Raw genomic sequence first — 25,506 nt, 5'->3', positions numbered from 1 at the left:
TAACATCGTACCGGCTACTCAATTTTTAATAGCCCAATGCGAATACCATGACACCACCACCTTGCTGCGTGTAGTGAGCCAGCTCTTTAAACGCACCAACGGCACCTAAACCGGCAGTAGGATCCTGCAAGTCAAAGACTAAACCTACACCAGGCCAGCCACCAACGCCGTAATAAATTGCCACATACTGCTTGCCTTTATGTCCAAAAGTAATGGGGTGGCCAATAACGCCGGAAGGAAGTTTGAACTTCCAGAGTTCTTTACCATTTTTGGAATCCAGTGCCTTGATATTACCATCCAGAGTACCGTAGAAAACCAAATCACCCGCAGTCGCGGTGGTACCACCCCAGACAGCAAATTTTTCCTTAATTTCCCATTCAAATTTACCGCTCACTGAATTCATCGCTTTAACTTGGCCCAAGGTACCTTTAGGTCCCGGATACATATTTAGCGTTGCTCCTACAAAAAATTGTCCGGCACGATACGGCAACATGAACGGTTCCCAGTCCATACAAATATGGTTGGTGCCCATAAAGAACAACTTTTTATCGGGATCATAAGATTCTATGCCCTGATTGTGATACCCCATTGCCGACGGGCATATTCCTTTGGCTTCATGATCCATATGAGTAGAAAACTCGGGATCACGAATCGGCAAACCGGTTTTTAAATCGACTTTTTTTACCCAATTGACGGTATCATCAATTTTAAAAGCGTTAACCAAATCTCCGTTTTCACGATTAAGGGTATAAACCAGGCCATTACGATCTGGATGGGTAAGAAGCTTGGTCATCTTGCCATCAACTAACTGTTCTGATAAACCCATGTAGTTAACACCGGCATAATCCCATTCATCATGCGGCGTTTTTTGGTAGCCAAACTTTGCTTCACCGGTATTAACATCGCGACCCCAAATTGTCATGGTCCATTTATTATCACCAGGACGCATGGTTTCGTTCCACGGGGCAGGATTACCAGATCCGTAATAGAGCATATCCAAATCAGGATCAAAAGCATACCAACCCCAGTTAGTACCGCCGCCAATTTTCCAGGCATCACCTTCCCAGGTTTTAAGGCCCAATCCGAACTGTCCATAATGGGGGTTGTGGCTGTTAAAATCTTTTGCCAACTTGATATCTTCATCAGGACCGGTAGCATAAACCCGCCAGGCTTGCTTGCCGTCTTTAATGTTATAGGCAGTAGCGTAACCTCTTACCCCTAATTCAGCACCTGAGCTGCCGACTATTACCATGTCCTTGGCAACAAACGGCGCAATAGTCAGCGTAGAACCCATGGCAATATCGGAGTTCTCCATTTTCCACAACAACTCACCTGTCTTGGCGTTCAACGCAACAATATGTCCGTCCAGTTGGTTCTGGAAAATAGTCGCCGGATAACCCTCCCCTGCAGGTGCGTAAGCCAGGCCCCTGTTAACAACATCACAACAAGCTACGGCACGGGCTGCCGGACTTTGTTTAGGTTTGTGTTCCCATAAAATTTTGTCTGGCTCATCCAGATCAATCGCAAAAATATTATTAGGGTATGGCGTATGAACATACATAATGCCATCAATGACCAACGGTCCACCCTCATGTCCGTTCAATACACCGGTAGAAAATGACCAGACCGGCTTCAGATGCTGAACGTTGTGGGTGTTAATCTGCGTCATTTTACTAAAGTGACTCGCACTGTAGTCTTTAGTTTGCATGGCCCAGTTAGTATCTTCTTTTGACAGTCTGTCGAGGTCTTTATTGGCCAATGACGGCATGGAAGCTGTCAATAAGACACTGCTACAAATAGCAGATGCGACAGCAGTGCGGGTGAATTTGGAAATCCGCATGTTTTCTCCTGAGTTATTTTAGTTATATGTATAAAAGCCAAGCCCTTGCATACCAATAAGGATAAAGTATGACAACCTGCTTTCTTGATCAAAACGCTTGCAATGGCTCATTGAGATACAGGGCTAAGCATGTGTTTATAGTAATAGGGTCTTTACTATTCGCGTTACAGAATAAAACCGGAAATAAGCGGGAACAAAGCCTTAAATAAACCATGAAAATTTCCCGCATCTTTTAAAAGCGAAAAACAGGAAAAGCTCCTATCGATTTCCCTTTTATAAAAAGGCATGATTACAGTTTTGATAATGACGGGAGTGAAGTCGTGACAGGTAAGATTAGTGTTTTATTGGTCGATGACCATGCGGTAGTGCGGGCGGGTTACAAAACCTATCTCGCATTGTCCGATAAAATCGGACAGATTTTTGAAGCGGACAGAGGTGAAACCGCTTGCCAAATGTACATCCAATATAAACCGGATATTGTCGTATTGGATTTATCAATGCCCGGCATTGGTGGCTTTGAGAGCATCAGAAGACTGATTAATCGTGATCCGCACTGTAAAATCCTGGTATTTAGTATTCACAATGAACTGGTTTATGTATCACGTATACTTAAAGCGGGTGCCAAAGGCTATATTACCAAAAATAGTGATCCTGAAATGCTGGTCACGGCAGTATATAAGATAGCTCAAGGCGGAACTTATATTGATCCCGATATTGCCCAGCAACTGGCCATTTCCATGGCAAGTGATCAGGATGAATCAGAAAAAATAAAACTGCTGTCCCCCAGAGAGTTCGATGTCTTCTGTCTATTGGCAAATGGCTATACCACCCGAAAAGCCGCAGAGAAACTATGCTTGAGTTACAAAACGGTTTGTAATCATGGTACTGTTATCAAAGAAAAGATAGGTGCCCAAACGCTCGCAGAGCTAACCTTGCTGGCAAACCGACAAGGCCTTATTGAAGCGATCGAAATTTAATCGGAACCTGAGAGACTATCGGAAAACAGAAAATCGCCTACGACTCCCTCTCTTCGATCATAGGTATCTATAGATTTTCAGATAAATAATTTCGATGCTAACAGATAACATCCCCTGAAGGGATGGTATCCATAGGAGTTTACAGAGATGCAAATGGAAATTTAATTTCTGAAAATCTATACTTTATCTTGGCTCTAACATCAACAGTGTGAGGCTTGCTATTATTTTTCCAGCTTGTTTTTTAGCCCGACCAAGCCATTCTTAAAAAAGGTATTCATCGTTTCAACGGCTGCTGCATCGTTCATTTTTTCAATCGGCGTATTGCCGGTATCGCCACGGTAAAATCTACTTTTTAGTGTCACCACACTGGTCTTAGCGTCACTTCCCGCAATAACTTGAAGGTTGGTCGTGTAAGAACTAACCGGAAATGCCGTTACGTTTTCGGTTTTAAGGCGGTAATTATATTCATGATCTTTGTCACTGTAATAATCCAGACTTTCTACCAACTGTCCGTCATTTTGCAAGATAATCGTTCTGGTACCATCAGAAACATTTTTTCCATCGCCTGAACTGGCTTTTACGTCAGGATGCCAACTGGCGATCGCATCGAATTGCTTAATCATGTCCCAGACGGCTTCAACAGAGGCATTAATAGTGACACTTTCTTTCGCTTTTTGTGGGGTGGGTCCATGCGCAGTAGAAGTAACGGGAAATAATAAAAAACTCAATAAAAATAACGGTAAACGCTTCATGTAATTAATGCCATTAATAAAATAGTCTATTATTCACAAATAAGGGTAAAAGGTATTGGGTAAATTTCCTGATAATAACAAGGAAATTTTCGTTTTTTTTAAAGGCCCTGAATTTTTAGGAAGTGATTCGCGTGAAACAACAAAGCTTTTTTTTAAATGAGGACAATAGTTTAAGTAATACCCTTCCCGACCACCGCTTCCTACAAGCCACCTCAACGTGTAGGCTTGAATAATATCCATGGTACGCCACGTCATATCGGTGGCCACTAAATAGCGGTAATCGCTTTCGCCTTCATATTTCACGGCAACAACCAAGCGTTTTTTACCCTGCGCAAGTACTTTTAATCGCGCACTACTCACGGTCGCTTTAACCTGTTCACCGCCACGCACCTGCAAAGTCACCTCTATGCCTTTGTTGATGGTATTGAAATAGGCCTTCAAATTGCTTTTCTTGCTTTTATATTCAATGATCTGGTTCTCGCGTAACTGGCTGATAACCTGGTTAATATCAAATATCCGTGAAGCGGTATCCATAAAACCCGCTTCGCCGTACAAGGCATCAGCCAACACGGCTTTGATTTTGATATCGCCATGGGCATCCTTAAAAGCTTGCAGTAGTCGTAAAGCAAGTTGTGTTTTTGTTGGACACCGGCTATCGCGCACAGGCTGAACAGGGCGATCTTTTTTCGCCATGCCCGCTTTTTTCAAGCGTTTATCTTCCTTACTCCATGCCGTTAGCGCCGGATCGGGTCGGTAAAAAGCAAAGCCTACCGGAAGCGTGACCATCTGCGTCACCAGCAATAATAAAACCACCGTCTGTCCGTTGACATAGCCCCCTGAAACCTTGTGTTTTTGCTTATGAACGCCATAAATTCGCTTAGTTCGCTTTGAGCGTGCCCGATCCGATTCATCAAGAACCAGTACGCCTTCTGTAATCCCGTGCCGCTTTAAAACCAATGCACACTCGCCAAAAGCAAATAATCCCAGGCTACTTTTGCTTCGCGAAACATCCACGAAAGCGCGGCGATCTTGCGTTCTCCCAAGCTCGCACGCTCGAATTTCGCCCAGCATATCGAATTGGTCAGCAATATTCCCGTCAAACAAAATCCCAACCAAATCTTTTGTAGTGGCGTCAGTTTAGCCGTGGGCTTTAGCTTTCCCAAAGCCGCATCTAAACCAGTAACAAAAGTTTTTATAAAGTGCGCCGACTCGTTCATCAACATGCTGTTGAAATACTTTCAACTCTAACACTGCTTGGCTTACCCGTTTTCCTGCTGTTTTTCTAAGCTTAAAAACCTGAACATCGAGTTATAGGTTTTCATTTGCTATATAAGATTGAGAAATGTATAAAATAGTGGCGATTTTAAAGGCTTTTTAACGCAATACTTCAGACAGTTTACGCGGCGATAGCCCCATAGTTACAGAGGGCTGCAAAGCCTTGGCTAGATTTTATGGCAGTAAAGTCGATCCCTAAGTGGCAAGAAAACCTTTCCAATAAATGGGCATTGAATTTACGAGTCTTCCAACTGGCGATGGAAATGACGTTGCGGTCTGCACCTTCCACGGCCTGTTGCCGGTCTTCCAGACGCAGCAAATTCAGTGCTGTCAGTGAAGCATTGAAATGAAAGCCCAACTTTGCTTCGGAAGTCGCTTGGCAATCGCATAGTCCAGTGTATTGCTTGGCATCGCGAAACACGAACTCAATCTGAAATCTTGCTTTGTAATAGCGCAGGATGTCCAGCGCCGCACAGTCAGTGTCAGTGCAAAATAATAATGCCGTATAGGTTTTACCTTTTTCTTCTCGCACGATATAGACAATCCGCAGATTACGTTTGAACGTTGGCGAATTGACGATAGCGGTATAGACGTGCTGGCCATCGATTTCTCCGGCCAGTTCAAAGCGTGATAAATCATCAAAACACACTTTGCCTGCAAACTTGCGAGGTCGACCTTTGGCTTTTTGTTCACCGGTATATAACCAGCGCAGATCGGCATCATGCCGTAACTTACTGGTCACGTGCAAGCCATGTTCTACCACGCCATTAATAAACTTGGTCTTGGCGTAAAAGCTGTCGGCGACCAGATAACGGATTTTCCCCAACAGTCCCTTGGTATCGCGTTTGACATGATCAAGGTAGCTATCTACCCGGGTGATCCGGGTTTCTTTGGGCGTTTTCTCGGCTTTGCTATTCGGTGTCTTCTCGACATCTTGAGCCACCTTGGTTTCGCTATTTACGGTCGACTCTTTGACGACTTTAGGTACCTTCGGTGCTTTGGGCAAAGCGGGCGTTTGATAAGCCGACAGTGTATAGGCTGTGTTGTGTGTTACATCCACCAAGGCCAGCAGTGAAATTTCCAGTCCGCGTTCCGCTTGTCCCTGTGAACCGTTCCAAAACCAGTCCAGGCCGTAACTGCTACGACCACTTTTAGGTAAAAAGCTGGCATCAATTGCTGCTACCCATTCACCCTTATCCGTTAAATCCTTCAAGCTCAACAAATTGAAGGTAACAAAATCGAACGAGCGACGAAACCATCTCGAAAAGGTTTTTTCATTCAGAGCACTATAACGGCCAAGGTTTCGCAAATTTACCCGTCCCGGCAGATAAGTCAGGGTTGTTAGCAAGATGAACATAAACTTACGCTGCGGTTTTGCTACACTGGACATTTGCTGAAAAATGGGTTCTATTAAGTTCATGGAGGCTTTTGGCGTGTTGAGTTGTTATCGTCGTTGACGACATCTTTACATGCTGAAGGCTTCCAGACTATTTTTAATCAAAGCAAAACTGTCCGAAGTATTGTTAACGGATAAATTCGGAAATTTAATTTCTGAATGTTATTTGTCACCGGTAATAGTTTTAAAATTTTTCTATCACTATTTTTTGTAGGCAATTAGATAATAACCATACTGGAAGATCAGTGCCCTGTAATTAAATATGACTGCCTGTTTTAACAGCTATTTTACCGGAAAGTTCTTGCTTGGTAACCGTCTCGGGTGATTCGGCACGAGCCTCTTGATTCGCGCTTTTACTTTCTTTGGTTGGCATATGACCTGGCTGCATGGGTTCGAGCGCCTTATTTGTTACTATCACCGGCAGGCCTAGCGCCGCCCAGCCATAAAGCCATCCGGCATCTTCGGAGACATTGCTCCAGCGCTTGTTTTGGTCTTTGGTGGCCATGTTGATGCAACCATGGCTGGCGGGACGGCCAAAATTATTGTGCCAAAACGCACCATGAAAGGCAAAGTCTTTATGGAAGAATTGCGTATACGGAACATCTTCCACTTCATAAAAATCGCGCTGCCCCCGACCGACGTCGCTACGCATCCTCTTGTGGCGATAGCGGTCATAGATATAAAAAGAACCCGTTACCGTGGGTGTTTTGCTTTTGCCCGTACTGACCTTGAAGGTGCGAATCACCTCGCCATTTTCTACAGCTTCCACACGTTGGCTGTCCAGGTAAACAAAAAGCTTTCGGTCTGTGCCTGTGCTGAATTGCTCGATTAGGGCTTGTTGTAGCGTGCCGCCCCTTATGCTTTTTAAGTTTTTATCGAGAGCGCTGACTTCAATAGTGCTTGAGGCCGGCCATGCAGGATTAGGGGTGAATTTAAGAAGGCGCGGTCCAATCCAGCGCCATTTTCCAGCGATGGTTTTGCCATCGCGGGTCTGCACCTGAAGATTGCTCGACGCATTAGCCCGATCAATCAACGGTTCGCTGAAAGTCACTTGCAAGGGCAACACCAAGCCTAAATTAGTCAAGCCCTTGACATTGGTCTCGGCGGCAAGTGCAGGCGGGGTCGTCAACTCCAGATTTAGCGCAGGCAAGGCTACGCCCGTCGTGGTTTTATAGTTCAACTGGATCGTATAGTGATGGTCTTGCGCATAAGCGCTGGCCAGCAACCGGATGTTTTGGCCTGTGGCATCGGGTTCTGCACGTAACGTCAAGTCCCCTGTAGCCTGTACTTCACTTACTGGGCGGTCAAAATGCAGCGTCACCGATGCGTCCGGATCGAGTATTCTAAGTGCGGACCCTTCCAACTTCGGCACGGCGACCGTTGTGAAGTTAACTTCGCGGGTCTGGGATTGTCCTGACCAAGACCGCTCCGCAGTTACCTTGAGTATATAGTGAGTCTCGAAAGCCAGTGGCGCGGGCAAGCTAAGGCTGGTTTGATTTTTCGTCTCAAACAGGCTTTTTCCGGTGCTATCGAACAATTCGACCTTGGACAAGCGGGCACCTAAACCCACAGCTTCCAAAGTGATGGTCTTGTGCGGATCGACGTCGTTATCGCCGTGGAAGGCTGTCATGGAAAATCCATAGGACAGTATGTCCTGGCTGACAAAATTTTCGGCTTGCACGGCTGTCGACAAAGCCATAATCAGGGTCGCCAGCCAGAAGAAATGCGGTTTGACCGCACTGGAATAAGTGGCTATTTTCATCGAGTCACCTCCCGCCAAAATAGGCGTATTAATTAAAAGCTGGGCATACCCGCCATCAAGTCTCAAGGTACCCAGTTCGGGATGTCTTAAGGTTTGACGGCGAATCGTTGGTCGGCAGTCATAATCAGTTTTATGCCCATTCCATCGTCGATATTTTACTACAACTATTACCGCCAGAAGAAAATCTTGCAAAATCAGCCCCAAGGGAACAAATTAAAATAATTACTGGCTGGTATTATCGAACAGGCAGTTTGTGTGTCGATCCCGATTCGAACAAGGCTAGGAGTGAAAAATTTCATTCAAGCATATTTTACGCTACAAATTAGACTAAGGTGATTTCCTGCAAATAATATACCCGGCTTGCTAGTCTTTTTATTCATTGACTGCATTGTCAAAATAGTCACGTAGCCAGCTACGCACCTGTTTTTCCTATAAATGAATAAACAAAATTGAGTAATTAATTCTTGGATATTTAACCTGCAATTCACACCGGACGATTTTGATGTTTATTGGTGAGATGATCATGGCAAAAAGCTGTTGCATCTCCAAGACACTTGATCATAATTTGCAATTCTGTGATGGTTTTACTTAAACTATGTCAATTGCCACTTTATTTTCAACGCACATTATGAAATCAACAGCTAAAATCATTGTCGGTTTAACATTGACAGGATTGCTGGGCGCGTGCTCGGTACATAAGCCCGCCAGTATCACCGTTGCCGTCAAACCCCATGCTCAGGTCGTCCGAAAAACGTATAACATCCCAGCTCTTAGATTGCCCGGTCAATGGACTGTAGCGAATATTTTACAAGATTATGGCACCTATACGTCGCGTAAGCTCAATCCCTATTTTGTTAAAGCCAAGGTATCTTATCCGCCTCGGGAAGTCATCTTCATTGCTTTAAAAGCTGAAAAGAAACTTGAGCTATGGGCAAGGGGCAACGGCGAGTTCCGTTTCATTCGTGACTATCATATTCAGGCTGCCAGCGGCATGGCCGGCCCCAAATTGCGCCAAGGCGACAAACAGGTGCCGGAAGGCATTTATGGCATTGCGGGGCTAAATCCCAATAGTCATTACCACTTGTCGATGAAAATAAATTATCCCAACGAGTTCGACCTTTTCCATGCGAGACAGGAGGGGCGCGTCAACCCGGGCTCTGATATTTTCATCCATGGTAAAGCTGTCTCCATCGGTTGTTTGGCCATAGGTAATGAAGCGATAGAGGAGCTTTTTGTTCTCACAGCGCAAGTGGGTGCCGAGAATGTAAAAGTAGTGATTGCCCCTCATGATCCGAGGACCTATCCTCTGGAAGCTAATTCCGCAGAACTTCCGAAATGGACACCGGAGCTTTATTCGATTATCTCCCGCGAAATCAAAGCCCTGTCACCTGTGGTAAAGTCGGCAAAAATCGGCTTTTACCATTAATGCCAGTCGTTGTTGATGGGATAGGCAAAGGGTTTATGGTTGGTATCGTCGCCCACCAGCGAGAATCAATAACTTTATTCCTACACTAGCCGGCCAATAGTCTATGAGTGATTTTATTTGATACACATTCGTTAGCGTGATTGTTCTGACTAGCCCTTAGCGTATTTCCGTCATTATTTTTTTTATTTTGATTAATATTTGCTGTTGTTGATCTGCGCCAAGTTTGCCAAATTCCTGTTCAAATTCAGTTAAATCGTAGATTGGTTGACTGGCAGCGCTGCTTGATGCGTTGATGCCACAATCGGCAAATACTTGTTGAATGGGTTTTGCGGTATTGTCCAAGGGAATTGAGCTTGATAGTGCGGTTCGTATCATGGTGGTGATGCGAATAAAAACAGCTTGCCCGGTCAATAGATCATCCGCCATACGTTTGGCAAATTCTTCTGTATAGCCTCTGCGTTTGGAGTCCGGAAATGTTTTCATTTGAATGACAACCGGTGTCTTTTTGTCAATTTGATATTCCAGATTAAAACTACTGCCTTGTGAGGCAATCAAGTCATCCGTATCAATAACCACTTGCAACTTGTTTTCCTTGCAAACAATTTCCAGCATCATGTCGTCATAACGACCCGGTTGTGGCAGGGGCGATTGGGCAAAGCTATAAGTCTGATTGGTTAAGCTGTTCCTGCCTTGCTGATAGGTCCAGGGATTATCGGCCAAGGCATTTAACGGGCAGGCAATTAAAAGCCCCAGCATAATTGCTAATGTATTGCGGTTGTATTTCATTATAGAGTCCTGGAAGATTTTATAGCTGTATTTCATGAGCAGAATGGCGGTGGCTCGTCTCATCCTGGAAATAAGTAAATGAATGATAAACAGTCTATCGCAGATTATAAAAAACGCTACTTACGCAAGTAATTTCTCCAACTCTTTGGTTAAGGCAATATAAGGCATCAGATTGACCGGGAAAACCGACTTGATTTCCTGATAAACTCGCCGGTATCGATTGATTTTTTGTTTTTCAGCGGGCAAATCAAAATAGTCGGCACAGGTTAACGTATTGCTTAACAAGATGTTATTAAGCAATAAACCGGTAATGCGTTTTATATCGGCCTGTAAATCAGACGATACTTTTTGTTCCCAATAATCATGAGGAGACATTTTTGTGAACTGTTCGTCAATTTCATACAAACCCAGATAACGGCTAATGTCATTGAACAGTTTAAAAACCGTTATAAAATCGGTGGCAGTTTCAATGGATAAAGAAACGATAAATGGGAAATCGTTAAGAGTGGCTATAAACATCAGTCTTTGTGCCAGCTTTTCTGGAAGCCCGTCCTGCACGTATCGCTCCAGTTGTTCTTTACCTTGAAGGCTATCTTGCCGATTAAAATATTGTTCAAAGTCTTGTAAATAACTACTATAGTCGCTGATGGTCTGAGTATCGGGACGATTTTTTTTGTTGTGTAGTAACGTCCAGCGACAAAAACCAGTCAGCATGTGTTCAAGTTCCAGCAAATAGTTATACTGTTTGTCTGCGGCAATTTTATTATCCAGCGCATAAATCGCCAGACGCAGTGCATCACCGTCCAAAACCCGGTCAAAAGTTAAGTAACAAGCGACATGATCCAACATCGTGGTATTTTCGCTGTTGCCATCCAGGCTTAAAAAACTACATCCGGCCTGATTGATTATTTTATTACTGACGACTGTGGCCTTGATTTCGTTGGCCAGAGGATGGGCGGATAAGTCATTTTTGTATTGGGCATTAACCTGATCAGGAAAGTAGGCCTGTAAATAACATTCACAGCATTCATCATGCAGCAATGCCGTTTGGTCTTGTATCTGCCGGGTTAAATACATTTTGCTGGCAGCCATTAATACGGCCAGTTCGGGACGGGTTATTAGTTGTCCGGGTCTGGCTAAAATGATTTTTGCGGGAGGAAAAGATTCAACAACCCGATCCAAAAATCCTGCACCTTCAAGGCGTTCAGCAAGTTGCAAAAAAACTACCGGATTATCGGCACTACGTAATTGATCCAACGATAAACAAAGACTCTGGGCATAATTATTGGCCAAGACCTGTTTGCAAACAGCGTCAGTCATACTGATAAATAACGGTTGATAGTCAGTAATAATGTGTTTCTTTTGTAAACCTGTCAGCAATATTTTTAGATTAACTTCATGATCAGAGGTATCGACGCCTGCCGAATTATCGACGGCATCGGTATTGATGTGGCCTCCGCGTAAACTGTACTCAATACGAGCTTTTTGGGTGAAACCCAGATTAGCACCTTCGCCAACAACACGAGCGCCCAGATTGGCGGCATTTACTCGTACATTATCATTGCTTCGGTCACCGACCTCTTCGTGTTTTTCAGTACCGGCTTTGACATAAGTACCAATACCACCCAGCCATAACAGATCTACCGGCGCTGCCAACAGGTAGCGTATCAGGGATTCTCCATCCAGTGTTTTATAGCGTATCCCCAACCATTTTTTTAGTTCGGCAGAAATGGGGATATCTTTGTCTGACCGAAAATAAACACCGCCTCCTTGAGATATCAGAGTGCGGTCGTAATCATTCCAACTGGATCCTGATAATTCAAACAAGCGTTTACGTTCATTAAATAGTGCGTTGCTGGCAGATGGGGTGGGGTCAATAAAAATGTGTTGCCCGCTAAAAGCTGCCAACAAGCGGATGCAGGGCGACAATAACATGCCATTACCAAAAACATCGCCATCCATGCTACCAATACCGACGACAGTAAAGGCTTCGCTTTGTATATCAATACCTAATTCCTGAAAGTGCCGTTGGACGCACTTCCAGGCTCCTCGAGCAGTAATACCCAGTGCTTTGTGGTCATAGCCGTTAGAGCCGCCACTGGCAAAGGCATCACCCAACCAAAACTGATAGTCTTTTGACACGGCGTTGGCAATATCTGAAAAACTGGCTGTGCCCTTATCCGCTGCCACCACCAGATAAGGATCAGGATCATCAAAGCTGACAATATTTTGCGGCCGAATGACGGTGTCTTCACTATAGTTGTCGGTTAAATCCAGCAGGCTGCGAATCAGGGTAATGTAAGCTTTTTTACCTGCCTCTTTTATGCTCATGCCGGTACTTTGCAGGGAAAATTTCAGATTGCTTTTCTTTAATACAAACCCGCCTTTCGCTCCGGTCGGAATAATTAAGGCATTTTTGCTGATCTGGGTTTGCATGAGTCCCAGTATTTCAGTTCTAAAGTCATCGGAACGATCAGACCAGCGTATTCCGCCCCGAGAGACTTTGCCACCACGCAGATGAATACCTTCCATGCCTACTGCATGAACATAAATCTCATTTTGGGGTTTAGGGGATGGCATGTCAATAATACCTAAACTGTTAATTTTAAACGCAACAAAATAATCATCCAGCTTACGCCGTAAATGGAAATTACAGCGCATAGTTGCATCTATTAGATTAAACAGGGTACGCAAAATTCGGTCATCATTAATCTCAACAACCGATGCCATGCTGTCCAGTAATTGCAGGCGTAAGGGAAATAAGGCCTGTTCTTCCCGAAGTACCGGATCATCCCAGGCCGGATTAGGTCTGAAGCGGGCCTCAAAATAATTAAACAGACACAAGGCAAGGTGTGGATTATTGATTAAAGCATGATGAACAGTGGCTTTACTTGTTTGATGGCCTAGTTGTAAATAATAATTTCGGTAGGCCCTAAGCACATCAATTTCTTGCCAGTCCATTCCGGTTAAAACCAGCAGTTTATTGAGCGCGTCATTTTCACATTTTCCAGCCGATATAACTTGAATGGTTTTCAGCAGTTGTTCATTGACCAAGCTTAAAGATAAACATTGGCTTGTTGCTGTTTTAATGGTGAAGCTTCTGATAAATTGCGTCTTACTTCCTACGGTAATCGTAAACTGCACCTGATCCATAACTCTTAAGTGCAGGTTTTCCAGAACAGGAATGTACTCATCCAAAAAATGTTCCTGTTGACTGTAAAAATGTAGCCGATAATTTTTTATTTCTTTGTAAGGTTTAAGCAGGCTTATGTCGTGACTTTTTAAGGGAGATAGTTGTTCAAGATGAAGCAGGTCTTTTAATGCGTAACGCGGAGACACCAAGGTTTGATAGTCAACAGGAAAAGCGGACTGATATTTTTGCCACAATCGTTTACCGGTTTCCTTGCCCAAAGCCCGTTCAATGAATTGTTGAAATGAAGCTATCCAGGATTGGGTAAGGCTGTTTATTTTTACGTCCATTTATTCACCGTCTGTAGAATTATCTTAAAAATACGCTTTTTACCTGCCTGATGGTGCTATAGATATTTTGTAATTTCCAACACATTACAATCATCTTGCTTGGTGTAAGTAACTGAATCCATAAAGGTTCTAATGAAGTAGAGCCCCATACCGCTTTCTTCAGGTTGCTCAAAATCAGGTAACGGCACCGTTTCCAGGTCAAAGCCCTGACCATGGTCATAAACCTTGATATTCAGCTCATTATCCTGAATATGGATGGTTATCCTGACGGTATCTTTCGGGGTAGTTAGCGTGGCATGCTTAATGGCATTAGTCGTGGCTTCAGTCAATACCAGGTTTAAATGATAAGCCAACGCCTCCCTGTCACCAGAAAAATCATCAATATCTTTCGCTATATGTTCACCAATACTGCCGATTAAATCCAGATATTTGGTCTGCGTCGGAATGATTACATCTACCTGTAGAACCGAATTACACATACATAACCCCTAGGCTTCGTTTTCAAAAGCTTCATTTAGATCAGTATAAATCTCAAAAACCCGGTTTAACCGGGTTAACTCAAACATTGATAATACTTGTTGCCTGCAACAGGCTAAACCAAGCTTGCCGGATTTAGCTACCGCATTTTTATGTCCTGATAGTAAGGCACCCAAGCCGGAACTGTCTATAAAGCGAACATTTTCGAGTTGAACGATAATATTAACGTCGCCATTTTCTATCAACTGCAGGATGTAGGCTTTTAATTCGCCCGAATTGTGAGCATCTATTCTTTCTTCCTCAATAAATATAACACTACAATCATTTATTTTTTCGAGTTTTAGTTTCATTTGTTTTTTGCTGCCGAAAATTCAAGTTGATTGAGTATAGTCTTTTTTAGCGACAGGATGTTATTTTGGACAGCCTTCCAGCTTGTAAATAGCATATCCTTGCGCGTTTATTTGTTGTCTTAATTCTGTTGGTGCTTCAGCGCTATGACAAAAATAGCAGTTTTCCGAGGTCACTATGGCATCGGTCTCGCCTATTATTTGTAACCATTCTTTAGCACAATTTATTGCTTTTTGTTGATCTTGTTCATCAAGAACAACATCAAAATGTAACGTTTTACCTTTGCTTGTTTTTGCGTAGGTATCAAATACATGTGACATGGGCATAATAGTTTCCTGTAAAGTGGTTTAAGTGAAAAATGAAGTTAAACAAGTGTTAAGTCAGAGCTGTATTCATAAGCGACATACCTAATAACCAACTCCCAAGCCAGCAAATTAAGTAAAATTTTATTGGTCAGTATAACAATATCGATTCGATACATAAAGTTATTGTGTTACTATAAAGCTTATTATCAACTGACTAAATCATTGTTTGTATGCATAATATGGAAAAAGTTGATGTTTTTGACTTGATTGAACGCATGTCCACATTAATTCGTTCAGAAGAGCGTAAAAAATGTACCGAATTAGGCTTGCAGCCGGTACATTTTCAAGCGCTGGATTATTTGTCACGCTGTAATCGTTACAGCGATACACCGGCAGCATTGACCAGTTTTCTGGGTATGACGCGTGGAACGGTTTCTCAAACGTTATTATTGCTGGTAAAAAAGGGCTTTATAGAAAAAACCAGTGATACCACTGATCGGCGTATAGTGCATCTTAGTCTTCTGGCCGAAGGTCACGCTATTTTAAAACAGGCGAGAACATCGGATTTATTTAAGAGTGCGGCATTATTATTTAAAGAATATAATTTTATTGATAATGAAGAAATGTTCATGAAAGCACTCACATCATTACAAAAAGCCAATAAGTCAAAATCATTTGGTCTTTGTAAAACCTGTCAATATTTTACCTCAACATCCGTAGGTTTTAGCTGCGGGTTAACCAAGGAGCCTCTCAGCCAAAACGATAGCGAAAAAATATGCCAGGAGCACACACCTTTATAAACCTTAAATAAATTTTGCAGGAGCGTCTCATGCCCGCGAGCGTTACTGATCTGATTTCGGTAATCATAAGCCCGATGCCGCAGGCATGAGACGATACATTTTATAGTTCCTACACAGCCGGATTGACAAAAATGACTGAACTGGAAAACTTCAAACTTCTGGGAATTGCTTTGGCAATAGGTTTGTTAATTGGCCTCGAACGTGGTTGGCGCACTCGTGATCGGGAGGAAGGTATGCGGGTTGCAGGCTTACGTACCTATGGAATGATTGGCTTGTTGGGTGGTTTGTCAGGTATTCTGGCGCAGCAGGTCGATGCTTATCTGATGGGCTTTTTTTTTCTGGGTCTCACAGCGGTGTTGTTACTGGCTTATAGTAAAAGCCTCGATAAATTTGCAGATTTTAGTATCACCAGTATTATTGCCTCGCTAATCACTTTTACGTTGGGCGCGTTAACGGTTTTCGGCCATATTATGCTGGCTTCTGCAAGTGCGGTAATTATTACTTCACTACTCGGTTTTAAGCCATTACTTCATGGTTGGCTTAAAAAACTGGAACAACACGAATTATATGCAACGCTGAAATTGTTACTGATCTCGGTTGTTATGCTTCCGATACTACCCAATCAGGGTTATGGCCCTTGGGCTGCCTTTAATCCTTATCATATTTGGTTGATGGTGGTGTTGATTGCCGGTATTTCTTATCTGGGTTATTTTGCCATCAGGATTCTTGGTAACCAGCATGGGCCGGTTTTAACCGGTGCCTTGGGTGGATTGGTTTCTTCGACTGCCGTTACGCTTAATTTATCAAAGTTATCAGCGCAAAATCCAACGATGAGCAACGTGCTCGCGGCTGGTATTTTAACGGCCTGTGCCACCATGTTTGCACGTACTCTACTGTTAACATCCGTTATGAATCCTGCTTTGTTCCAAATGCTGTTCCCTGCGCTGCTGGTAATGACTATTTTTACTTATCTTGCGGCTTTTCTGTTGTGGTGGAACCGGCAAGAATTCCATACCATTGACGAGATAACACTGGAAAACCCTTTTCAATTAATAATGGCGATGAAGTTTGGTGCATTTTTGGTTATCATCATGTTGCTATCTAATGTGTTAAAAATTTATTTTGGCGACATGGGGACTTATTTTTTGGCGGCGACTGCAGGTTTGGCTGATGTTGATCCGATTACCCTTTCGATGGCACAAATGAGCAAGCAAGGCTTGGAGGTCAGTGTAGCAGCCAAGGCAATTCTTATTGCAGTATCTGTTAATTCGGGCATAAAAAGTATTTTTTCATGGTTTATTGGTGGCAGGGCTTTGGCGCTTAGAGTTAGCAGTACTTTGGCTGGAGCCGTTATTGCAGGTTTATTGATTACCTAAGTCGATAGCTTAATCGTTTTTAAAATCAGGTCATATCTTGGCAAATTATGACTATCGGTTGTTTGGAGATGGCCTGGGAAAATAAAAGTTTTATAGGTTGTAACAGTTTCTATTCATGCGAGTAACCCGTCGCCCATTTTATCCAACCTAAAGTAATCAATTTTTTTATATAGCGTCGAGCGGGTAATACCTAATCTTTTTGCCGCCAAAGAAATATTACCGTCACATTCTTTTAATGCGGTTTTTATACCATGTAATTCCCAGTTCGATAAGCTCTTAATCGGCACTTCTTGAGTTAACGGCATTGAGGTAAACGTTTGGTGACCATCAGATGATTGCCAGTTGTCGTCATTTAATTTGAGTTCGGCCATAAAATCCAGCGGCAGATCTTTTTTGCTGATAAATGGATTACTGGCGGTATAAAGCGTAGCTCTTATCACGTTAATCAGTTGACGAATATTACCTGGCCAAGGATGGCGTTCAATCAGGCTAATGACTTCCGGGCAAATTTCAAAAGGGTCTGTTACGGAAATAGTATTTAATTCACGTTGCAAGATATGATGAATGATGGTTTTTTTATCAGGCCGTTCTCGTAAAGGTAGAAGATGAATTTGCGCACCATTGAGCCGATAATAAAGATCACGCCGAAAACGCCCGGCTTCTACCGCCTCAATTAATTGTACATTGGTTGCCGCAACGACTTGCACATCCACACGAATAGGCGAACAGCCGCCTACCGGGGTAAACTCCGAAGTTTCCAACACCCGCAATAAAGTTGATTGTAAATCAAAACTCATATCGCCTATTTCATCCAGAAATAAAATACCTTTGTCAGCCAGCTTAAATTTTCCCGGTTTGCCATTACTTCGCGCTCCGGTAAAGCTACCTGCTTCATAACCAAACAATTCACTTTCTATTAAATCATGCGGTATTGATGCGCAATTGATGGCAATAAAGGGCGCATTTTTTCTGGGGCCTGCCTGTTTAAGTAAATTGACGAAGTGATCTTTACCAACGCCTGATTCACCGGTAATCAGGATAGGTATTTTATGCGTTTGTAGTTTTACGGCTTTTTGAATGAGTAAATTCAATGCTTCTGAAATGCCGGATTCATTGTCTTGGTTTGACGGCTTGATGGCCGGTTTAAAATGAAATTTTTCTAACACCCGTTCTTGAGCGATTTTATTTTGAGCCAAAGGTAAGTTGGTATTTACCAAGACACAAATTAAATGCAGGAAAGCAAACAGTGAGTTCATACATTCGTGATTATTACTGACCAGACCTATAACCGCCAGTAAGTTCCCGGCATCATCCAGTAACGGATAACCAACCGTTGTAAACGGGTGTAATACACTTAAAAAATGCTCCATACCCTGAAAGGCAATGGGTTTTTTTAGAGTGATTGCCGTGCCGATACCATTATTACCCAAAACAGGTTCATGCCAGTTTGCTCCCTGCTCATATAGTTGGTTTATAAATGAACTCAGTAAATGATTTTCACCGGAGACATACAACAGCCGTCCTTCTGCCGTAGTGAGAACCATCATGACGCCCGCTTCTTTGAGAAATATCGTGAAGTTATGGCTTAATTGTTTGATCAGTTCTTCTATATTTCTTAACTGATGCGTGCTGTTGACTGTTTTATTAATGGCGGGATACTTTTCCCAATTGACATAATTACCCAACGGTAATTGGTAATCTTCCAGGCAACGTCGCCAGGCCTCGGTAACTTCCGGACGTACCCATTCGCCTTGATCCGGAATCGTACGGGTTTGATTCATCCATTGCCATGCCTGGGCAGGGCGGTCAACTTCAAATTCAATGGTGTGTCGGACTAATAATGCTTCTTGAATGATTCTTACTTTATTAGGAATTGTATAATCAATAGTCATTGTTGTCTCTTGATGGATATCACCTTAAAGTTAGTATAAGCAAAAAACATTAATTTTACATTTTAATGAATTTGTCATAACTACAATAATAAGCAACCAAGATAACAAAATAAAAAAAATAGGCAATGCGTCATAGTGACGCATTGCCTACACGCTATTAAAAAATAACGGGGGCATCTATTTCAGATGCAGGTAGGGAAGACAAAACAAGTAAAACAAAAAAATAAAACCGGATTAATAAAAAAATGATATAAATTAATAAGGTACAGGGACTATGCCGGTTGACGGCAAGCCTTGGTTTTGCTGAGTATCACGTTTTCAATTACTTAATTGCCAGCGATTAAACATGGCGTTTATCGGGGTTCTTTTTAAAAATAACCCCCCGATAAATACTGGTTTATTACTATTTAGGGCGTCAAAACTGGCAGTCAGTGCCTATGGCTTTTTTAGGCTCTAGGATCCTCGCGGGTCGCCGCTGCCCATTCCGGTGAATAACCCTCCATAATTGAATTATCGGGGACATCCATAACAATGGTTTCTGTCGTCATCATAGTACTTACCACGCTGACAGCATTGCGTAATGCCAGACGCATAACTTTAACGGGATCAATAATGCCAATCTCCAAAAAGTTTCCGTACAGCTGACGCTGGGTATCCAGTGTGAAACTGTCATCATCTTGCGCATTTAAGCGGGCAATTACGGCCTCACTATTTAAACCGGCATTTTGGGCTATTTTTTGCAAGGGAGCGCTTAATGCGGCTTGCAAAATCTTGATACCTTGCTGTTGCTCTGCATTTTCGGCAATGACGCTATCAAGCGCTTTAATACAGCAAAACAAGGCAACGCCGCCACCGGGTAAAACACCTTCTTCAAGAGCGGCTATAGCCGACATATAAGCATTTTCAATACGGATCAGACGTTCTTTTATTTCAAAATCAGCCATTCCGCCGACACTAAATACACCGGTTCTACCTTTCAGGAAGGCAATGCGATCTTCCAATTCTTCATAGTCGTGTTTATTACCGGTAGCAGAGCCTTGTCCGGGCTTTTTGGCTAAAATAATTGCCGCTTCCTGGCGTAATGTTTCCGTGCGCACGTCGATAGCAGTTTGGTCACCTGCCGCACCGATAATCGTTGTTGAATTCGCGGTAACGATTACCCGCGTTGCTTGGCCCAACAGATCCAAGGTAACGTCCTCAAGTTTGGGCGAGCTATAGTCATCAAGAATTGCATGGCCACCGGTTAACAGGGCTAAATCTTTAAAACGATTAAGGCGTTTATCACCAAAACCCGGGGGCTTAACCGCCACAACCTTAAAAATTCCACGCACATGATTCAGCAATAAGCCGGTTAAAGCTTTATCAATGACATTTTCAGCAATAATTAACAGCGAACGTCCTTGTGCTTTGACCACTTCCAAAAGTGGCACCAAGTCCATCATGTCATCAATGTCACGGTCGTAAAGCAGAATATAAGGGTTCTCCAACACCGCTTCTTCACGGGTTTTATCGGTCATAAAATAAGGCGATATGAAGCCTTGTGGATATTGTGCGCCGTCAACAATCTCCAATTCATCTTGTCGGCTGTTACCCATTTGAAAGGTTAATGTACCTTGTACACCTAATTTATCGAGAGCTTCAGCCAGCAGTTTACCGACCCCCGGTTCATCTTTAGTCGCCACCGCAGAAATTTTTTCTATCCAGTCGGCGCTAACCTCGGTAAAGGCTTTGTCTGCCAGATTTTTTTCCACTAAAGCCAGGCCAATATCCAGGCCTTTTTTTAACTGTAAAGGGTGAAAGCCTGCGGCAACACTTTTTAAACAGTCTTGCGCCAGTTTTTGTGCCAGTACAATCGAGGTGGTTGTACCGTCACCGACTTGTCGTGAAACAGCACCGGCAACATCACGCAGCATCCGTCCGCCCAAATCGGTAATTCTGTCATCAAAATTGATTGATCTGGCTACCGTAACACCGTCCCGGGTAAAAATGGGCATAATGCCGTCGGTGCGATGCTGAATCATGACGGCAGGGCCATTACTACCCATTGTTACAATGACTGCACGTGCAACTCTATCAATCCCGGCCATCATTTTTAAGCGTGCTTCAGGGTTGTAAATAATCTGTTTACTCATGGCTATGCTGTCTCAATCAGTTAAAGTTTTGAATTTAATTTCATAAATGTCTGTCCTACTTGTGCACGGGATTTATGTGCTCGACTTAAGTGTGCCCAAGTACGAATAAGGATTTTTTCCCAATAATCCAGGGTTCTTTTAAATTCAGCATCTTCTTCGCTGGTTAATTCCTGATTCCAGAATTCTTTTAATTCCTGAACCCTAAAAGAGCCTAATTTGAGAACCAGTTCATGCTCTTCTATCACTAATCTTCTAATGGTTACATCCAGTTGAACAACCATCTCGCCAAGAAAATCAACATCATCAGGTTTCATACCCACCTCAAATAACGTTGCAGTTAACGGTCTTGTCGACATTCAAAAGAACAGTTGGTGCTTAAATTGATCGAGTAGTGCTTCTGCTTCACTGGCACGATGCATAAAAAAATCGGGTGTTGGATTTTTTAAAAAATCTGTAAAGCCATCAATGTCTGCTACGGTTTTATCGTCAATTTTATTAAAGCCCATCTTCCAATCGGGAAAACTTCTTTGCGAAATTGGCTTTTTATAAATCTGTAACACATCGCGATGTCGACGATCATTGGCAATGGTAGTAAACAGCTCTTCGAGGTCTTGTTGTTCACCTTCAAGTGCTTGCATAAAAAAACCATCACGAAAGAGCAACATTCCAGTGATACTTAACGCTTCATTTTTTTCTCTGGCTTTCTTGAGCAGATCCTGTAGATGTTTATCAGACATCTCTTGGTTGGCCAAACTTACGTAGACTAAACAATTAAGTGACATTATGTGCTCCTCTTTTATGATGATTTATTGTTTTTTTAATTCGGTAGCAGGCGTTGTGTTGGGGCCGCCATAAGAGACCATACGGATTGCCTGGTCTCTTCTATTAAGGTATTTCTACGATCCACTGGGCAAGAATTTTTCCAGATAAATGCGATCTTTGGGAATACCTTGATCTTCGCAGACCGCGAAGGTGGCATCCACCATACCGGGAGGACCGCATAAATAAATATCAGGCTTGACGCCTGTTAATTGCAAATCGCGACGTAAAATATCGACAACACTGCCTTTTTCACAATGCCAATCATCTGAACATTTCCATACGCAATTTCTCAGTTCCAACGTTGGCATTTCAGCCGCTAACTGATCAAGTTCGTCCAGATGAAAAATTTCTGCTTCAGTATTAACGCCAAAATAGATCACGCATTTTTGTGGCTCTTGCCATTCGTGCATACGTCTGACCATTGATAATATGGGGGCTAAACCTGTGCCACCAGCAATAAAATAGCGCGGTGTAAAGCCGTTTTCTTTTAGACCAAAAATACCTGACGGGCCTTTAACCAGTATTTTTTGCCCAATTTTGGCATCGTCTTTCATATAGGTTGAAAACTTGCCGCCATCGACTATCCGAATCAAAAATTCCAGGTCACCTTGCTTGTTGGTTATGTTTGCCGGTGAATAAGAGCGGGTAGTCGTTGTACCAGGAATTTCCAGATCAAAAAATTGTCCGGAATCAAATTTAACTTGTTTATCATCACCGATTCGGCGCACGAGTAAACGCATAACGTTACTGGATATTTGCGCCAAGTCAGTTACTTCTGCTTCAAAAGATAAGCCTTCCGGGGAAAATGATATACGGTCGTAAGTGTAAGGTACTTCAACTTCAATGTCGGTAGTCGGATAACAGCGACATAGCAACACTTCCCCTGCATCTTCTTCCTCTGAAGGCAGCGCCTGGGAGCTGAATTTACCCAAGACGTAATCACCTTCCGAGCAAAAGCCTTTGCAAGTGGCACAGCCACCTTCGCGGCATGACGCCATTAAATAAATATCTTGCCGTAATCCGGCGCTGATGACATCTTCATCTGAACGACATTCAAATGTGATGGATTCATCGTCCTGGGTAACAATTGTTACCTGATGGGTACTTGCCATAAACTACAGTGCCTCTTCTGTCTGGGAGTTCGGACTTTTCATGTTGAAAAAAGCCATGACATGTTTTATTGAATGCTTTGATGCATCCAATGTTAACGAACACCCTTCCTGAATCAGTACGTGGTCGCGATAGATAGTCCACCGCCACATAAATTGCAGATCTTCTGCATAAGCAGTGTAGGGATGGCTATCATAAAGTACAGTGAGATCAGTATTAGGATTATCCGTTTGCTGATCTTGTGAAGTAGATAAAATGTCTGGTGCTTCTAACATGGTTTACCGTGTTGTTTATAGATTTTAAAAATGCCGATGCAGTACCATCAGGCGCTACATCGACACCCTAATTGGAACTCAGGGCGAGTTTCAATTATCAGTCAAATTACGATTGTAAAGCGATGACTTTGACGCCACGCGCTTTACGCAAGTCTTCTAAAGACAAGGCATAGTAATCAACGTTTCTAAGTTCCATCAACTTGGTACCTAACAAACGATCAGTGTCCATGAAGACATTAACCGGCATGACAGGCGGCTTGTTAGCCAGTCTGAAGTTGATATGGATTTTTTCGGCTTCGTACATATTGGTACAAGCATCCATTTTGGCGACTACACCGTCAGCCACTTTTTGGGCATTTTCACCACTGATAGTATTGTTAAAAAACTCTACATCATTGAGTTCTGCATGCTTCAATAAAGCGACTTTTTCTTCAATTTTGCTTTCAATCCACAGGCCATCCAGTTCCAGTGAAAAATCAGTTTTAAAAGGATTAATGTGTTTGGCACGAAAATCTTTTAAAAATGCATGGCCTTTTGCCATGGTGTTCAATCCAGCGATTTGTTTGACCCAGGCATCACGCGTTGGGTTATCATGAATGTTAGCCATTATTATCTCCTATACGGTTTCAAGATCTTTCAGTTTGACGTCAAGACCCATCAGTTCTGATGTGATGGTAAAGGTCTCATCCAACGTATAAGCGCGACCAATAGTTGAAGAAACATCCACCAAAAAGTCATAAACGCTAAAGTGTTTACCCAGCAGTTCAGAGACTTCACGACAATCAACTTCAATTTTACCGGTCGCTTTTAGCCACCAGTAACCGGCACGATCTTCTACGACCAGTGTGGGGTTGTCATCTTTATGATCACCCAGCAAAATTTCTTGAACGACGGTGTTCATTTCATCTGATTTTTTCAGAACCAAAACGACATCGTTGGTTTCTTTACAAACTTGATTTTCTTCGGCGAAGTATTCATCAGCAAAGGCTTTGCCTGTTTTTGCCATGATACCTGCGCCGTACGAATTGGCATTGGTAGACATAATAATTCCTTATTTAAGACCGGTTAATATGGTTTTAATGTATGCGGCTGTATCGACTTTATAGCCAATTGGGGCTGCGTAATCCCGTTCCCAATCTTCAAAAACCCGCTCTAATGCTGCTTGAATCGCCTCTTTGCTGGTTACGCCTTTAATTTCAGGGATTTTCGCAAAAATACCCATAAAATCTTTCAGCGCATTGACTGTTCTAGGCAACCATTTATCGCTCCAGGCACGCATCAAACGATCGTTGTATTCACCAAACTCAGAGTCAGCACTGAGACAGGTGTGGAACATGTCAGTAGTAATGCCTTTGGTTTGTGAATGATATAACTGCATTTGATTGATAAAGAATGGTGTTAAGTTATCGCCGTAATAAGCCGACAATCTTAAAAAGAATTCCCTGCGTACAAACTGACCGAACAACGGATCGTAAATCATGTGACCCGAGAATAAAATCTCGTTCCAGTCATAAGTTGTCTGCCAAATATCTTCAACGGTTTCTCTTGCGCCCTTGTAGATTTGGCCTTTAGTCCATTCTGCTTTGGGGATATCAGTAGACTCGTTAAATCCAGGTACAATTTTGGCCAGAAAAGTTCTTTCTGCCTGAATCATTTGTGCATTATCAACTTTATCCAGGCCGATCATGGCGGTACTCATGCGGATGGTATCACCCAGGCAATCACGGGTTACCGATGAATGCGAATTGAATAAACCATACTCACTAAAGCCAAAAGCACCCAAATAATCACCCAGCACTTCATCGCGCCAAACCGGATCAATTGAACGAACATGACCGTCGGCAGAATAAGCTTTAAGAAAACGGTCGGTATAGCGCCATTCTTCAGCTTTATCTTTTACATACAGGTAATGCCAGCGAAAAGCCGGATCACGATGTTTGTGCCAGTCAGTCGTACGCATTTCAGTAGACTCGTTGCTCCATGACGGGCGACCACCGTGGAATTTTTGCGTCCAGTCACCCCAATCCAAACCACCAGCAATCCAGTCGGGTGTCGGTTGCGTGTAACAACATAAAACTTCATACTCGTTTAGCCTACGACCTCGCGGCGTAACAAAGTAATTCATTTTACGTTGTGTTTCTAATGGCTTGTCAGGGATTGCTGCTAAAATTTGCGCGGCAATAACAGGATCTGTCAGGCCGCGTTTGCCGCCGGATACTTCAATTGACATAATTTAATTCCTTTACAATAATGATAGGTAGTGTTGTTGGACCGC

The 25,506-nt window shown here is 42.9% G+C and carries 23 protein-coding genes; 4 read left to right on the top strand and 19 right to left on the bottom strand.

Annotation, left to right across the window (positions count from 1 at the left end; all coding sequences use genetic code 11):
- Positions 1-25: 25 nt before the first annotated feature.
- Positions 26-1,840: a methanol/ethanol family PQQ-dependent dehydrogenase gene (locus tag KKZ03_RS11835; protein WP_243217052.1), complete on the bottom strand. Its 1,815-nt coding sequence runs from the start codon at positions 1,838-1,840 to the stop codon at positions 26-28.
- Positions 1,841-2,160: 320 nt separating this feature from the next.
- On the opposite strand from KKZ03_RS11835, the gene KKZ03_RS11830 reads away from it, so the two are divergent.
- Complete coding sequence (locus tag KKZ03_RS11830; RefSeq protein ID WP_243217051.1) at positions 2,161-2,817, top strand: response regulator transcription factor; 657 nt, start codon at positions 2,161-2,163, stop codon at positions 2,815-2,817.
- Positions 2,818-3,038: 221 nt separating this feature from the next.
- On the opposite strand, the gene KKZ03_RS11825 is transcribed toward KKZ03_RS11830, so the two are convergent.
- From KKZ03_RS11825 to KKZ03_RS11810, 4 genes are all read right to left on the bottom strand, one after another.
- Entirely contained in the window at positions 3,039-3,569 is a 531-nt protein-coding gene (locus KKZ03_RS11825) for an SRPBCC family protein (RefSeq protein ID WP_243217050.1), read from the bottom strand.
- A 33-nt stretch (positions 3,570-3,602) separates the two neighbouring features.
- Positions 3,603-4,673: a transposase gene (locus tag KKZ03_RS11820; protein WP_243217049.1), complete on the bottom strand. Its 1,071-nt coding sequence runs from the start codon at positions 4,671-4,673 to the stop codon at positions 3,603-3,605.
- 292 nt (positions 4,674-4,965) lie between these two features.
- Positions 4,966-6,264 (bottom strand): transposase, encoded by a 1,299-nt coding sequence (locus KKZ03_RS11815; protein ID WP_243217048.1) that lies wholly within the window; start codon positions 6,262-6,264, stop codon positions 4,966-4,968.
- 232 nt (positions 6,265-6,496) lie between these two features.
- Positions 6,497-8,194, bottom strand: a complete 1,698-nt coding sequence (locus tag KKZ03_RS11810; RefSeq protein ID WP_243217047.1) for a L,D-transpeptidase — start codon at positions 8,192-8,194, stop codon at positions 6,497-6,499.
- A 403-nt stretch (positions 8,195-8,597) separates the two neighbouring features.
- On the opposite strand from KKZ03_RS11810, the gene KKZ03_RS11805 reads away from it, so the two are divergent.
- A complete protein-coding gene (locus tag KKZ03_RS11805) occupies positions 8,598-9,428 on the top strand; it encodes a murein L,D-transpeptidase family protein (RefSeq protein WP_243217046.1) in 831 nt (276 codons plus the stop codon).
- A 156-nt stretch (positions 9,429-9,584) separates the two neighbouring features.
- Here the strand turns inward: KKZ03_RS11805 and KKZ03_RS11800 are convergent, their stop codons facing one another.
- The 5 genes from KKZ03_RS11800 to KKZ03_RS11780 form a co-directional block, all read right to left on the bottom strand.
- Positions 9,585-10,214, bottom strand: a complete 630-nt coding sequence (locus tag KKZ03_RS11800; protein WP_243217045.1) for a hypothetical protein — start codon at positions 10,212-10,214, stop codon at positions 9,585-9,587.
- 120 nt (positions 10,215-10,334) lie between these two features.
- On the bottom strand, positions 10,335-13,694 hold the full coding sequence (locus tag KKZ03_RS11795) for an NAD-glutamate dehydrogenase domain-containing protein (protein ID WP_243217044.1): 3,360 nt from the start codon (positions 13,692-13,694) through the stop codon (positions 10,335-10,337).
- 56 nt (positions 13,695-13,750) lie between these two features.
- A complete protein-coding gene (locus KKZ03_RS11790; RefSeq protein WP_243217043.1) occupies positions 13,751-14,173 on the bottom strand; it encodes an ATP-binding protein in 423 nt (140 codons plus the stop codon).
- Positions 14,174-14,182: 9 nt separating this feature from the next.
- Positions 14,183-14,521 (bottom strand): STAS domain-containing protein, encoded by a 339-nt coding sequence (locus tag KKZ03_RS11785; protein ID WP_243217042.1) that lies wholly within the window; start codon positions 14,519-14,521, stop codon positions 14,183-14,185.
- Positions 14,522-14,581: 60 nt separating this feature from the next.
- Positions 14,582-14,845, bottom strand: a complete 264-nt coding sequence (locus tag KKZ03_RS11780; RefSeq protein ID WP_243217041.1) for a DUF2024 family protein — start codon at positions 14,843-14,845, stop codon at positions 14,582-14,584.
- 218 nt (positions 14,846-15,063) lie between these two features.
- On the opposite strand from KKZ03_RS11780, the gene KKZ03_RS11775 reads away from it, so the two are divergent.
- Together KKZ03_RS11775 and KKZ03_RS11770 are read left to right on the top strand one after the other, a co-directional pair.
- Positions 15,064-15,624, top strand: coding sequence for a MarR family winged helix-turn-helix transcriptional regulator (locus tag KKZ03_RS11775; RefSeq protein ID WP_243221616.1), 561 nt, complete (start codon positions 15,064-15,066; stop codon positions 15,622-15,624).
- A gap of 131 nt (positions 15,625-15,755) precedes the next feature.
- Entirely contained in the window at positions 15,756-17,000 is a 1,245-nt protein-coding gene (locus KKZ03_RS11770) for an MgtC/SapB family protein (protein WP_243217040.1), read from the top strand.
- Positions 17,001-17,113: 113 nt separating this feature from the next.
- Here the strand turns inward: KKZ03_RS11770 and KKZ03_RS11765 are convergent, their stop codons facing one another.
- The 9 genes from KKZ03_RS11765 to mmoY form a co-directional block, all read right to left on the bottom strand.
- On the bottom strand, positions 17,114-18,892 hold the full coding sequence (locus tag KKZ03_RS11765; RefSeq protein ID WP_243217039.1) for a sigma-54-dependent Fis family transcriptional regulator: 1,779 nt from the start codon (positions 18,890-18,892) through the stop codon (positions 17,114-17,116).
- A 446-nt stretch (positions 18,893-19,338) separates the two neighbouring features.
- Positions 19,339-21,024 carry a chaperonin GroEL gene (gene groEL, locus KKZ03_RS11760; protein WP_243217038.1) on the bottom strand — a complete coding sequence of 562 codons (1,686 nt, stop codon included), beginning with the start codon at positions 21,022-21,024 and terminating at the stop codon, positions 19,339-19,341.
- 20 nt (positions 21,025-21,044) lie between these two features.
- Entirely contained in the window at positions 21,045-21,380 is a 336-nt protein-coding gene (locus KKZ03_RS11755; RefSeq protein ID WP_243217037.1) for a hypothetical protein, read from the bottom strand.
- Complete coding sequence (locus KKZ03_RS11750; protein WP_243217036.1) at positions 21,381-21,806, bottom strand: BLUF domain-containing protein; 426 nt, start codon at positions 21,804-21,806, stop codon at positions 21,381-21,383.
- 114 nt (positions 21,807-21,920) lie between these two features.
- Positions 21,921-22,958 (bottom strand): aromatic/alkene monooxygenase hydroxylase FAD-binding subunit MmoC, encoded by a 1,038-nt coding sequence (gene mmoC / locus KKZ03_RS11745; RefSeq protein WP_243217035.1) that lies wholly within the window; start codon positions 22,956-22,958, stop codon positions 21,921-21,923.
- A 3-nt stretch (positions 22,959-22,961) separates the two neighbouring features.
- Positions 22,962-23,231 carry a soluble methane monooxygenase-binding protein MmoD gene (gene mmoD, locus KKZ03_RS11740; RefSeq protein WP_243217034.1) on the bottom strand — a complete coding sequence of 90 codons (270 nt, stop codon included), beginning with the start codon at positions 23,229-23,231 and terminating at the stop codon, positions 22,962-22,964.
- Between the two features lie 106 nt (positions 23,232-23,337).
- Positions 23,338-23,838: an aromatic/alkene monooxygenase hydroxylase subunit gamma gene (gene mmoZ / locus KKZ03_RS11735; RefSeq protein WP_243217033.1), complete on the bottom strand. Its 501-nt coding sequence runs from the start codon at positions 23,836-23,838 to the stop codon at positions 23,338-23,340.
- A gap of 9 nt (positions 23,839-23,847) precedes the next feature.
- Positions 23,848-24,273 (bottom strand): methane monooxygenase regulator MmoB, encoded by a 426-nt coding sequence (mmoB, locus tag KKZ03_RS11730; protein ID WP_243217032.1) that lies wholly within the window; start codon positions 24,271-24,273, stop codon positions 23,848-23,850.
- A gap of 9 nt (positions 24,274-24,282) precedes the next feature.
- The gene (gene mmoY, locus KKZ03_RS11725; protein WP_243217031.1) at positions 24,283-25,461 is read right to left on the bottom strand and encodes an aromatic/alkene monooxygenase hydroxylase subunit beta; all 1,179 of its coding nucleotides are present in this window, start codon (positions 25,459-25,461) and stop codon (positions 24,283-24,285) included.
- Between the last annotated feature and the right edge of the window lie 45 nt (positions 25,462-25,506).

It is taken from the genome of Methylobacter sp. S3L5C, assembly GCF_022788635.1.
In the GTDB taxonomy this organism is placed as follows: Bacteria; Pseudomonadota; Gammaproteobacteria; order Methylococcales; family Methylomonadaceae; genus Methylobacter_C.
The sequence above is the reverse complement of the archived record's forward strand: the minus strand, read 5'-3'. Positions and strand labels throughout refer to the sequence as shown.